Origin of the sequence: Cohnella sp. OV330 (genome assembly GCF_900112065.1) — a bacterium.
Taxonomy (GTDB): domain Bacteria; phylum Bacillota; class Bacilli; order Paenibacillales; family Paenibacillaceae; genus Cohnella.
Genome location: NZ_FOKE01000001.1, coordinates 144964 through 158162, shown reverse-complemented (window position 1 = coordinate 158162; position 13199 = coordinate 144964). Strand labels below are relative to the sequence as shown.

Here is a 13199-nt window from a genome sequence, read left to right as displayed (position 1 = left end):
GAAGAAAGAGCAGGGGGTGCCTGATGCCGGAACAGCATGAGGATCGCATACAGTATCGATTGATTACGGACATCGAGGAGCTCGTTCAGGCCGTTCATTTGCAAAAAAAGGTGTGGGCGCCGGATACGATCACCTCGATGCAGCAGATGCGCGCGGCTATTCTGCATGGCGGCGCGGTGAATGGGGCGTTCAGCAAGGAGGAACTCGTCGGTTTTTGCTATGGCTTCATCGGCTATGACGGCAAGGCGCCCTATGTGGGCTCGCATATGATGGCGCTCGATCCCGCTTATCGCGATCGGGGCATCGGCATGCGCCTCAAGCTGGAGCAGCGCCTGTGGGCGCTGGAGGCCGGATACGACAAGATCGTATGGACGTTCGATCCCTTCGAGTCGCGCAATGCTTATCTGAACCTATGCAAGCTCGGCGCGACGGTGTCTTCTTATATTCGCGAGTTTTATGGCTACGATGCTGCAGGACACCCGACGGATCGATTTCTGGTGGAGTGGGCGCTGTCCTCGGCGCGCGCGACGGACGCCGCTGAAGGCAGGGGGGCGCCGGCCGGCGATGCGGCCGCGTATCCGCGATTGCTTGGGGTCGAGTTTACGGACGGCAAAGTGACGGCGCTCGGCCATCAATCCGGCAAGGATCTGATCGGCCTGGCGGACGGTCTGCGGCTGCCTATCCCGCGGGCCGCGGCCCAGCTGAAGCAGGCGCAGCCCGATGCGTTCAAGGTGTGGCAGCGGCAGCTCCGCGAGCTGGCGACGGCGGCCTTCTCCCAAGGCTACCGGGTCGTGTCCTGCCATCGGGCGGAGCCCGAGGTTCAGGACTACGTGCTGGAGCGGCAAGCATGAGGGAAGCGATCGCGGATTGGCTTCGTGCGCACCGGGATGAGATCAGGGCGACCTACGGGGAGCTGCATGCGCTCGCGGAGGCGAGCTGGCAGGAGCATCAAACGACAGCGTATTTGTCGCGAGCGTTGGACGAGATGGGCGTGCCGTACGATACGTTCTCCGCGCACACCGGGCTGGTCGCGCATTGGATCGGCGGCGCGGCGGACGGGGGCAACAGCGAAGGGAAAGGCAGGGAAGAGAGAGGCAGGGAAGAGAAAGGTAGCGGCGCGAAGGGCGCGTGCATCGCGCTTCGCGCGGATATCGATGCGCTGTGGCAGCAGGTGGACGGCGTCTTGCGGGCGAACCATTCGTGCGGTCACGACGCGCACATGACGATGGCGCTGTTCGCGCTGAAGGCGTTGCAGGCGGTGGGATTCATGCCGGCCGGCGAACTGCGGGTGCTGTTCCAGCCTGCGGAGGAAGTTGGGGAAGGCGCGCTCAGGCTGCTCGAGGCTGGTTGTCTGGACGGCGTGGACGTCCTGCTGGGCATTCACCTGCGTCCGGCGAAGGAGCTGGCCTACGGGCAAGTGTCCGGAGCCATCTATCATGGCGCGTGCGCCGTGCTGGAAGGGGAGGCCAGGGGACGTCAGGCGCATGCTGCCCGGCCAAGCGACGGCTTGAACGCGATCGAAGTGCTGTCCGACATCGTCCAGACGGTCCGCGCGGTCTCCGCCAGCTACGCTGCGGTTCCCGCTTCCTGCAATGTGACGAAGCTGCACGTCCCGAACGAGAGCAGCAACATCATCCCGGATCTCGGCACCTTCACGATCGACGTACGGGCGCAGACGAACGAAGCGATGGACAGGCTGCTGCCCGATTTGGAAGCGGCCGTCCATGCCGTCGGAGGGGCGAACGGCAGTCCCGTGACGCTCCGAATGAAGTCGCGAACGGCAGCCGCGAGCCCGGATCCAGATCTGGAGGCGCTGGTCGGCACGGTCATCGCCGAGCTGCTCGGAGAGGACGGATATGCGCCGCCGCCAGTGACGCCGGGCGGAGAGGACTTTCATTTTTACGCGCTGCGCAAGCCCGAGCTCCGTGCCACCATGGTCGGTCTCGGCTGCGGTTTGCAGCCCGGCTTGCATCATCCGCACATGCAATTCGATCTGGACGCGCTGGAGACCGGAGCGGCGGTTCTGGCTTTGGCGGTCGTCAGGCTAAACTCGGATTCTCAACTTAATGGATACAGGGGGCGGACCGCATCGAAAGGTTGAAGGTCGGCATCATCGGCACGGGAAATATCAGCGGCATTTATTTTCAGAACGGGAAAAGGTTCGAATCGATGGAGGTCGTCGCCTGCGCCGATCTGGACGTCGCGCGCGCCAAGGCGAAGGCCGAGGAGCACGGGGTCCGAGGCTGCTCGGTAGAAGAATTGCTCTCCGATCCCGAGATTCAATTGGTCATCAATCTGACGATTCCGCAAGCGCATGCTTCCGTCTGCATGCAGGCGCTTGAAGCAGGCAAGCACGTGTATGTCGAAAAGCCGCTATCCGTTACGCGGGAGGAAGGCTTGCGGCTGCTCGAGCTGGCGGAAAGAAAAGGCTTAAAAGTCGGCTGCGCGCCGGACACGTTCCTCGGCGGCGGCATCCAGACCTGCGTCAAGCTGATCGAGGACGGCTGGATCGGCACGCCGATCGGCGCGACGGCCTTTATGCTGGGCGGCGGGCCGGAGAGCTGGCATCCGAACCCGGACTTCTTCTTCCAGGCCGGCGGCGGTCCGTTGTTCGATATGGGCCCATACTACTTGACCGCCCTGGTCGCCATGTTGGGGCCGATCGCGCGCGTGACCGGCTCCGCCCGGATCTCGTATCCGGAGCGCGTCGTGACGAATCCGGCCAATTACGGCCACGTCATCAAGGTCGAGACGCCGACGCATCTGGCGGGCGTCATCGACTTCGCGTCCGGTCCGATCGCGACGCTGCTCACGTCCTTCGACGTCAAAGGCGGTACCGTGCTGCCGCGCATCGAGGTGTACGGCAGCCAGGGCACGCTGCTCGTGCCGGATCCGAACACGTTCGGCGGTCCCGTCTCCGTGAGGCGCGCCGGCGCCGACGCTTGGTCGGCCATGCCGCTCACGCACGGCAAGGACGAGAACGCCCGCGGCATCGGGGCCGCGGACATGGTCAAGGCGATCCTGACCGGGCGCCGGCACCGCGCGAGCGGCGAGCTCGCCTACCATGTGCTGGAGGCGATGCACGGCATCCATGACGCGGCCGCGGAAGGCAGGCATTACGTCATGAAGAGCACGTGCGAGAGACCCGAGCCGCTGCCGCTCGGGTTGGACGATCGCAGCCTGGATTGACGTGGCTTACGCCGCTCGGTGGCGGCGTGTCGTCGGGGCAAAGTAACTCCCACGGACGTTACTTTCGGGATACGGGAAGGTCAGGGGGCGAAGAGACGCTCGTGAACGTTACTTTGGACGCAATCGATGGTCGGCGGGACAAAGAGGCACTCATGAACGTTACTTTCGGGATACCGGAAGGTCAGGGGGCGAAGAGACGCTCGTGAACGTTACGTTGGATGCAATCGATGGTCGGCGGGACAAAGAGGCACCCACGGACGGTACTTTCGGGATACCGGAAGGTCAGGGGGCGAAGAGACGCTCGTGAACGTTACTTTGGACGCAATCGATGGTCGGCGGGACAAAGAGGCACTCATGAACGTTACTTTCGGGATACCGGAAGGTCAGGGGGCGAAGAGACGCTCGTGAACGTTACGTTGGATGCAATCGATGGTCGGCGGGGCGAAGTAACGCTCGTGGACGTCACTTGGGGCCGCTAGCCCCAAGCCGCAACTGAATATTGCTTCACCAGGCCAGCCGGATTTCCGGCTGGCCTCTTTCGTCATGGAGCCGGCCGGCCGCCGCGCCTGCACAAACCTGTACTGCACCTGTACAGCCCGCGAGCCGCGCCGTTACAGCATTCTGGCATACGTACAGCCCGCGTTTACAGGAATCCTGCATATGTACAGTACCGTCTCCGCAGCCCCCTGCGCTATCGTTAGACCTGCAAGCCGGAGCAACACGGGCAGCAAGAGAAGCACGGGAAGCAAGGGAAGGAGCATTCGTCATGCCGAACAAAGCATCGGTCGCCCTAAGCGACCAGAGCCGTCCAAGCGCATTAGCAGATGCGGAATCACCGCCGATCGGCATCGCCAACAAGCCGAAGCGCAAGTCTTTCTTAAGAAGAGAGCTCAAGCATTTCAAAAACAACCGGGAGCTGTTCCTGCTGTCGCTGCCCGGACTCTTGTACAAGCTGATCTTCGCGTACCTGCCGATGGTCGGGCTGATCATCGCCTTCAAAAATTATCGTTACGATCTCGGGATGTTCGGGAGCAAGTGGGTCGGCCTGGACAATTTCCGATTCTTGTTCACGACGGATACCGCCTGGCGAATCACGCGCAACACCGTGCTGTACAACGCCGGCTACATGCTGATCACGACGCTGGGCGCCCTGTTCCTGGCGGTGCTGATGAACGAGCTGAAGGCGAAGTATACGAAGTTTTATCAGACGGCCCTGTTCCTGCCTCACTTCTTGTCCTGGGTGCTCGTGGGCTACATCGCCTACGCGTTCCTGAATCATTCGGACGGCTTCATCAACCGGATGCTGATCTCCCTCGGGTTCGAGCCGGTCAGCTGGTACCAGGATTCGGGACCTTGGCCGGTCATCCTGATCGTCGTTCACCTATGGAAAGCGATCGGCTTCACGACGCTCATCTACTTCGCGGGCATCATGGGCATCAGCGGGGATTATTACGAAGCCGCGCGGATCGACGGCGCGACCAAGGCGCAGATGGCGCTAAAAATCACCGTGCCGCTGCTGACGCCGCTTATTATCATCATGCTCATTCTGTCGATCGGCGGCATGTTCCGAGGCGACTTCGGACTGCACTACTTCATTCCGAACAACTCGGGTTTCCTGTTCTCCTCCACGGACGTCATCGACACCTACGTCTACCGGGCGCTTCGCGAGGTCGGGAACGTGAGTATGTCGGCCGCGGTAGGGTTCTATCAGTCGGTCGTCGGCTTCATCCTGGTGCTCGTCGCGAACGGCATCGTACGCAAAATCAACCCGGATCACTCGATGTGGTAAGGAGGAATCGCAGATGCAGCAAGCAAGTCCGATCCCGCGCACGTTTATCCACCTGTTCTTCGTCATCCTATCTGTCGCGATGATCCTGCCGTTCCTGCTCGTCGTCGCCGTGTCCCTCACGGACGAACAGGCGCTGACGCAGCACGGCTATCAATTTTGGCCAAGCGTATTCAGCCTCAATGCCTACCGGTACATGCTCGACTCGCCGGTCATTCTGTTCCGGGCTTACGAGGTGACGCTGCTGGTCACGGTCGTCGGAACGATCGTCAGCCTATTGATTACCGCAATGACCGCCTACGTCGTCTCCCGTCCGGATTACCGGTACAACCGGATGACCACGTTCTACGTTTTCTTCACCATGCTGTTCAGCGGAGGACTCGTTCCTTCTTACATTTTGGTCACGCAGTATTTGCATCTGAAGGACAGTCTGCTGGCGCTCATCCTGCCCGTCCTGCTGTCGCCGTTCAACATCATGGTGATGAAAGGGTTCCTGTCGAAGCTGCCGTTCGAGGTGATCGAGTCGGCCAAGATCGACGGGGCGCGGGAGTTCAAGATCTTCTTCCGCATCATCCTACCGCTGTCGACGCCGGCCCTGGCCACGATGGGACTGCTCATCGCATTCGCCTACTGGAACGAATGGTTCAACGCCATGCTGTACATCGACGATCCGAACAAGGTGCCGCTGCAGCTGCTGCTGGTGCGGACGCTGAACAGCATCGAGTTCATCACGGCCAACTCGGACTTCGCCCAGCAGCTGGGCATCGATCTGTCGCATTTCCCGAACAACTCCGCGCGGATGGCGATCGCCGTTCTGGCGGGCGGGCCGATGCTCATCGTATTCCCGTTCTTCCAGCGTTTTTTCGTCAAAGGACTTACGGTTGGCTCCCTCAAGGGTTAACATATTTGAATCAGAGCAAAAAACTAGGAGGTCACAGGAATGCTGAAAAGAAAAATCGGCACCACGGCGGCGCTTGCGCTGCTGACCGCAACCGCGCTGGCGGCTTGCGGCAACAACAACAATAACGGGGGCAACGCCGCCGCTTCGCCAAGCGCGAGCGGTTCGTCTCCCGCCGCGTCCAGCGCGGCGGCGACGGCATCGAGCGGATCCGAGCTCAAGCCGGTCGAGCTGACGTGGTACTATCCGCTCAACCAAATGCAGCCGGACCAGCAGAAGGTCGAAGACGCGGTCAACAAGATCGTCAAAGAGAAAATCAACGCGACCGTCAAACTGAAACCGGTTGCACTGGGCGACTACGTGCAAAAGATGAACACCGTGCTGGCCGCCAGCGAGTCGTTCGACATCATGTGGACCGGCTACCTGATCAAGCCGGAGGAGCTCGTCCGCAAAGGCGCGCTGCAGCCGCTCGACGATCTGATCGAGCAATACGCGCCGGCGCTGAAGGCGGACATGCCGCAGTACATGTGGGACGGCCTCACGGTCGACGGCATGATCTACGGCGTCGCCAACCAGCAGATCAACGGCTCGCGTTACGGCTTCATCATCCAGAAGCGCTTCGCCGACAAGTACCAGCTCGACACGGCCTCCATCAAGAAGATGGAAGACATCGAGCCTTTCCTCGAGAAGATCAAGCAGGGCGAGCCGGACATCATCCCGTTCAACGGCTACTACAACACCGCGCTGCACGACGCGACGTATTGGGGCGTGCCGGGTCTCGACGACCACTTCTTCATCAAGTCGGGCGACCCGAGCTACAAGCTGTACCGCTATCCGGAGGAAGAGCTGAACACCTTCAGACTCGCGAGCAAGTGGTACAAAGCCGGCTACATCTACAAAGACGCGGCGACGGCCAAGATGGCCGACTACGAGGCGAAGGGCCAGATCGCGGTCCAATTCAACAACGTCCTGAAGCCGGGCGTTGAAGCCGAGGTCAAAGGACGCAACGGCGGCAACGACGTCGTCATCGTGCCGATCAGCGACTGGTTCACGAACGGCTACTCCGCGACGACGAACCTGTCGATCAGCCGCACGTCCAAAAATCCGGAGCGCGCGATGATGCTCATCAACCTGATGAACAGCGACGCCGAGCTCTACAACCTGATCAGCAACGGCATCGAAGGCGAGCACTATACGAAGAGCGCGGAAGGCTTCATCGCGCCGAAGGAAGATTCCAAGTACCGTCCGAACATGGACTTCATTTTCGGCAACGTGTTCAACAGCTACCTGAAGGAAGGCCAGCCGAAGGACGTGTGGGAGCAAACGAAGAAAATCAACGAAACGGCCGAATTGAACCCGGTCGGCGGCTTCAAGTTCAACTCCGAGCCCGTCGTCACCGAGATCGCCAACTTGAACGCGGTATGGGGCGAATACAAGAAAGGCATCCAGACCGGTACGCTCGACTTCGACAAGACGTGGCCGGGCCTGTACGAGAAGCTGAAGGAAGCCGGCGAGGAAAAGTACGTCGCAGAGGTTACCAAGCAATTCGAGGAATACCTGAAGACGTCGGGTCTCAAAAAATAATCGCATAAGCGGTCCGCGGCAACGAGAAAGGCGCCGAAGTCGGGCGCGGTGTTCCAGACTCATACGTTAAGGAGAGATGGAAACGCATGCTCATGAAGAGACGGATGACGGCTTGGCTTGCAGGCTTGATGGTACTATTCTGCGCTTTTCCGATGATGCAAGTATCCGCTGCGACCGACGAGGCGCCCGATGCCGGTGCCGTGCTGTACGTCGCGACGAACGGCAGCGACGCCAATGCCGGCACGATCGCCGCGCCCTTCAAGACGCTGGAGAAAGCGCGCGACGCTATCCGGGACATGAAAGAAGACGGCGGCCTGCCGGACGGCGGCGTCACCGTCTACCTTAGAGAAGGGCTATACGAGCGGACGTCGAGCTTCGAGCTCGGCGCGGACGACTCGGGCGAAGCCGGCAAGACGATCACGTACATGGCGTATCCCGGGGAGACGGTCCGCCTGTCGGGCGGCCGCGACATTCCGAAAAGCGGGTTCGTGCCGGTGACAGACAGCGCGGTGCTGAACCGGATCATCAGCCAGGACGCGAGATCGAAGGTGCTGCAGATCGACCTCGCCGCGCTCGGCATTACCGACTACGGGGTGATGAGCCGTCACGGCTACTATCTGGCCAACGACCTGAGCCAGGTGCCTCCGATGGAACTGTACGTGAACGGCCAAGGCATGACGCTCGCCCGCTGGCCGAACGAAGGCACGGTCCAGATGGGCGACATCATCGACATGGGGCCGACGCGCAAGGACGCGGACCTGCAGCAGCGCGGCGGCACGTTCACGTATACGTACGACCGTCCGCAGTATTGGACGCAAGCGGACGACATCTGGCTGGACGGCATTTTCGGCTACAGCTGGGAATGGTCGTACAACAAGATCGCCGCGATCGACACGACGAACAAGACGATCACCCTGCGATACGGCGAGATGAGCGGCCTGTACAAGAACTGGTACCCGGATTTCCACTTCGCGCAAAACCTGCTCGAGGAGATCGACGTGCCGGGCGAGTATTACATCGACCGCGGCGCAGGCAAGCTTTACTATTTGCCGAACGCCGAGTTTAAGACCGCGAATCCCGAGATCACGGTAACGATGTTGAAGACGCCGATGATCAATTCGATCGACGCTTCTTATATCGACTTCAAGGAGCTTATTCTCCAAAACGGAAGGGACTCGGCGGCCGTCATCGTCGGCGGCAGCCACGTGCGCATCGTGAACAGCGAGATCCGCAACTTCACGAACAGCGGCGTGCTGATCAATACGCAGAGCCGGTTTTTCTACAACATCTTCGACGGCGCGCCGGGCACCGATCTCGGTATCGTGGGGTCCCATATCCACCATATCGGCGGCACCGCGGTCACGCTGAGCGGCGGCAACAAAACGACGCTCGCGCCGGGCAACAACTACGTCGAAAACTCGCATATTCACGACTTCGCCTATTATCACAAGGCGTACAATCCCGGCGTCATCCTGTCGGGCGTCGGCAACCGGATGTCGCACAACGAGCTGCACGACGCGCCCCACCCGGGCGTGCTGGTCTTCGGCAACGACCATCTGATCGAGTACAACGAGATTTACGACGTGTGCAAAAGCTTCTCCGATCTTGGCGCGATCTACATGAACGCGGGCGAGACGCCGCAGCAGCGGGGTACCGTCATCCGGCGCAACTACTTCCACGACATCGGCACGAGCAAAGCCGGCGTCGAGGGCATTTATCCCGACAATTTCACGATGGGGCTCAAAATCGAGGAGAACGTGTTCTACAAGATGGGCAACTCCGCCATCAAGAACAACGGCGGCGCGCATATTCTCTCGCGGAACAACATTTTCGTCGACGCGAAGGTGCCGTACGATTACGCGGATATCTATCTGGGCGACAGCCCGGACGGTCAGATCGCGAAAAACTACATGCCGAAGTGGCAGGCGCTGTTCGCCGCGAACAACGATTTCGTCGGCACGCCGTACCTGACCAAGTATCCGGAGCTGGCCGCGTTCTTTGACGAAAATCGCTATTATCCGGATACCAATACATTCCAGGGCAACATCGTCTACAATCCGACGATGACCCGGAGCGTGACTACCAATGTGTACGGCGCATACGACAAGTTCAACCTCGTCCAGTATGCGAACAACTGGGTGACGACGACCGATCCCGGCTTCGTCAACCTCGCGGGCGGCGACCTGACGCTTGCGGCGAACGCGCCGGCCTATACGCAGATTCCGGGCTTCCCTCAAATTCCGTTCGGCGATATCGGCACGTCAGGAACACCGGGAACGACCGCGGGTCCGCACGAATTCCCGGTGACCGGCGTCGCGGTGTACAACGACGACATCGCCGTCGACCGCTTCAAGTCGGTGAAGCTGCAGACGGCGGTCGTGCCGTGGAATGCAAGCAACGCGGCGCTTACGTTCGTATCCGCCGATCCGTCGATCGCCACGGTCAGCGCTGCGGGCGTCGTCACGGGGCAGTCGGTCGGCGATACGACGATCACGGTCGCTTCGGCCGTCTACCCGAACCTGACGGCGGTCGCGTCGGTTCACGTCGAGGCCGGCGACGGCGTCATGGACCGGACGGACTTCGAGAACGGCTCGGGCCTGTGGCCGCAGGACGCGAACCGTTCGATCGTCAAGGTCGACGACAACCGGTGGTATAAGCTGCTGAACAACGCGTCGACGCTCATCAACAAGGATTTTACCGATTACGAGCTGACCTTTAAGCTGAAGACGCCCGAGGTCATGCCGGCCTTCGCGACGCTGTACATCTTCGACAAGCAGGTGGGCAGCGGCTCGACGCGGATCGGCTACAAAGTGCGGGAGGACGGCACGTCGTCCTGGCTCCTGTACAACTCCGCCTGGGCGGTGCTGAAGGAAGTGAAGCTGCCCGGCCAGGATCTGCTGCCGAATACGACGTACGACATCAAAGCGCTCGTCAAGGGCGCGGATTACAGCGTCTACGTAAACGGCGCGTTCCGGATGAAAGGCACGGACCCGGGGCACAACGCGAGCGGCAAGGTCGGCTTCTACGTCAACAACGTCACGAACATGATGTTCGACGACATCCAGTTCAAGGCATCGACGACCGACGTGTCCGGCGTCATCCCGACGGAAAATCCGGTGCGCGTGACGGCCGGACAGACGAAGCAGCTGACCGTGACTTTCGATCCGGTTAACGCGGCGAACCAGGGATTGACCTGGACGTCCATCGATTCGTCGGTGGCGACCGTGAATGCGAACGGCGTAGTCGCCGCCGTGAGCGAGGGCGAGGCGACGATCACGGCGACCTCGGTCGAAAACGCGAATGCGACGGCGGCCGTTCAGGTCATCGTGTCGAACGTCATGCATTTCACGAACTTCGAATCGGGCGGCAACGGATGGCCCGTCGACCCGAACCGCAGCATCTATCTGGATGCGAACGGGAACCGCTGGTACAAGATTTTGAACGGCGCGACCGGACTGCTGGATAAGACATTTTCGGATTATATGCTCGAGTTCAAGCTCCGGACGCCGCCTACGCTGCCGTCGGGCGGAGGCACGCTGTACATCTTCGACCGGCAGGACGCGGCCGCTTCGACCCGGATCGGCTACAAGATGAAGGCGGACGGCACGTCGGATTGGGTGCTGTACAACGGCAGCTGGGCCGTGCTGAAAACGGCGCCTCAGACTGGTTGGGATCTCGCGGCCGATACGACGTATGACGTGAAAGTCATTGCCGAGGGCGGACATCTCAAAGTGTATGTGAACGGGGCGCTCCGGCTGGACGCCACCGACCCTGGCTACCGCCCGTCGGGCAAGGTAGGCTTCTACGCCAGCGGATTCAGCTACCTGCTGTTCGACGACGTCCGTTTCTCGGTCTTGCCGCAGGAGCCTGCACCGGCGCTCGCTTCGCCGCTTGCGGTGGCGCCCGGCAGCGCGCCGGGTTCTGTTCAGGTGACCGCCGTCGCTTCGGATGCGGCGAACAGCCTGCACTTGGTCGTCTCGGCGGCGCCGCTCGCGACGCCGAAGCTGGGCAGCGCGACGCTGCCGGGCGGCGCGGTCCCGCTTGCGAGCGGGACCGCGCTGGAGCTGCCCGCGGCAGCGGCCGGCGCTTATGTCGGCGTCTACGAGACGTCGACGGCGACGGGCAAGATCGCGCGGTTCGGCTCGCGGCAGCTCGCCGCTGCCGACATCGCGCCGTATCCGGCGGCCGCGCTTAGCGTGACGGCGGCGCCGGGAACGGCCGCGGGCACGACGCGGCTGGCGGCGGGCGCGCTGCCGGCGGGCCATGCGCTGAAGGCGGCCGTCTATGCGACGGCGGCGGAGCTGCCGACGGCGCCGGATCTGGGCGGCGCGGCGCCGGCAGGCTCGGCGGACTACGTCGCGGGCAGCGATCTCGCCGCCGCCGAGGGCAGCGCGATCGCGGTCTACGAGATCGATGCCGAGGGCAAGATCGCGGCATTCGGCACCTTGACGCTGACTGCGGAGCAGATCAAGGGCGAGGAAGCTACCGAAGGGCCTGGACTGCCCGACAAGCCGGCGCTGTCGAGCGACAACGGGTACGACACGGGCTTGCTCGACGGCGACTACAAGATCACGATGAACCTTTGGTACGGCGAGAACGGCACCGTCTACAAGCTGTACGAGAACGACGTGCTCATCGATACGCAATCGCTCGCGAACGCGTCGCCGGCGGCGCAATCGGCCGTCACGGCGATCTCGGGGCGGACCGACGGCACATATCGCTATCGGGCCGAGCTGATCAATGCGAAGGGAAAAACGACGAGCGAGACGCTCACCGTCACCGTCAAGGACGCGAAGCCGGGCAAGCCGGTGCTGTCCGCGAACAACTGGGACGGCGACGGCAGCTACGACGTGTCGATGAACATGTGGTGGGGCACGAACGGCGGGACGTACCGCTTGTACGAGAACGGCGAGCTGATCGATACGCAACAGCTGACCGCCGGCACGCCGTCCGCGCAAGCCGCGAAGACTTCGGTCTCCGGCCGGGCGCCGGGCAGTTACGAATACCGCGCGGAGCTCGCCAATGCGGCCGGCGCGACGTCGAGCGATAGTCTGCTCGTGCAGGTGACGAAGTAAAGCAACCCGTACTTAGAAAGAAACCGTTTCTTTGCAAACGGCTGCGACGCGCAGCCGTTATGCAAGGGGCGGTTTCTTTGCGCGTTGCGGCGCTTCCTCGTTCGCTACCCTCGTTCGTTTCCCCCTGTTCGTTTATCTAACCCCCGGACTCAGGAGCCGCTATTTTTGCGTTTTTGGCGCATTTTCGACGCTGGCGGACCGGATAGCCGTTTTTGCGCCGAAAAGCGCATCAAATATAGCCAATTGATCGGAATAACGGCTCCTGAGTCCGCAACTACATGCGATTGGCCCCATCTGAGCGAAATAGCGGATCTCCGGTCCGCGAGCAAAGACGTGATCTCGAATGCGGACTCAGGAGCCGCTATTTTTGCGTTTTTGGCGCATTTGCGACGCTGGCGGACCGGATAGCCGTTATTGCGCCGAAAAGCACATCAAATATCGCCAATTGGTTGGAAAAACGGCTCCTGAGTCCGCAACTACGTGCGATTGTCCCAATCTGAGCGAAATAGCGGATCTCCGGTCCGCGAGCATGCATCTTAATCTGTTTTTTCGAAGCTGATCTCTTTTTTTGAAATAGCGAAATAGTTGCACGTATCGCGATATCCGTTCATATACGTCGGCCGAGATGCTGGGCTACCATAGGCGTGTACGGAAGGGAGGCCTGATC

General features: G+C 61.3%; 7 protein-coding genes. All 7 read left to right on the top strand.

All coding sequences use genetic code 11. The features are described 5' to 3' along the window. The first annotated feature begins 23 nt into the window (after positions 1-23). Entirely contained in the window at positions 24-851 is an 828-nt protein-coding gene (locus BM235_RS00675; RefSeq protein ID WP_090108613.1) for a GNAT family N-acetyltransferase, read from the top strand. Further along, a complete protein-coding gene (locus tag BM235_RS00670; RefSeq protein ID WP_090108612.1) occupies positions 848-2101 on the top strand; it encodes an amidohydrolase in 1254 nt (417 codons plus the stop codon). Before BM235_RS00675 ends, BM235_RS00670 begins: the two co-directional genes overlap by 4 nt. Next, positions 2089-3189 (top strand): Gfo/Idh/MocA family protein, encoded by a 1101-nt coding sequence (locus tag BM235_RS00665; RefSeq protein WP_090108611.1) that lies wholly within the window; start codon positions 2089-2091, stop codon positions 3187-3189. Before BM235_RS00670 ends, BM235_RS00665 begins: the two co-directional genes overlap by 13 nt. Before the next feature lie 766 nt (positions 3190-3955). Beyond that, positions 3956-4978, top strand: coding sequence for an ABC transporter permease (locus BM235_RS00660; RefSeq protein WP_090108610.1), 1023 nt, complete (start codon positions 3956-3958; stop codon positions 4976-4978). A 13-nt stretch (positions 4979-4991) separates the two neighbouring features. After that, positions 4992-5876 (top strand): carbohydrate ABC transporter permease, encoded by an 885-nt coding sequence (locus BM235_RS00655; protein ID WP_090108609.1) that lies wholly within the window; start codon positions 4992-4994, stop codon positions 5874-5876. A 39-nt stretch (positions 5877-5915) separates the two neighbouring features. Beyond that, complete coding sequence (locus tag BM235_RS00650) at positions 5916-7457, top strand: ABC transporter substrate-binding protein (protein ID WP_255374000.1); 1542 nt, start codon at positions 5916-5918, stop codon at positions 7455-7457. An 86-nt stretch (positions 7458-7543) separates the two neighbouring features. Beyond that, complete coding sequence (locus BM235_RS00645; protein WP_158543638.1) at positions 7544-12532, top strand: Ig-like domain-containing protein; 4989 nt, start codon at positions 7544-7546, stop codon at positions 12530-12532. Positions 12533-13199: the final 667 nt, after the last annotated feature.

What these genes read in the sequence shown, in the direction of transcription:
- BM235_RS00675 (WP_090108613.1), top strand. Translation starts at nt 24, where the DNA reads ATGCCGGAACAGCATGAGGATCGCATACAGTATCGATTGATTACGGAC.
- BM235_RS00670 (WP_090108612.1), top strand. Translation starts at nt 848, where the DNA reads ATGAGGGAAGCGATCGCGGATTGGCTTCGTGCGCACCGGGATGAGATC.
- BM235_RS00660 (WP_090108610.1), top strand. Translation starts at nt 3,956, where the DNA reads ATGCCGAACAAAGCATCGGTCGCCCTAAGCGACCAGAGCCGTCCAAGC.
- BM235_RS00655 (WP_090108609.1), top strand. Translation starts at nt 4,992, where the DNA reads ATGCAGCAAGCAAGTCCGATCCCGCGCACGTTTATCCACCTGTTCTTC.
- BM235_RS00650 (WP_255374000.1), top strand. Translation starts at nt 5,916, where the DNA reads ATGCTGAAAAGAAAAATCGGCACCACGGCGGCGCTTGCGCTGCTGACC.
- BM235_RS00645 (WP_158543638.1), top strand. Translation starts at nt 7,544, where the DNA reads ATGCTCATGAAGAGACGGATGACGGCTTGGCTTGCAGGCTTGATGGTA.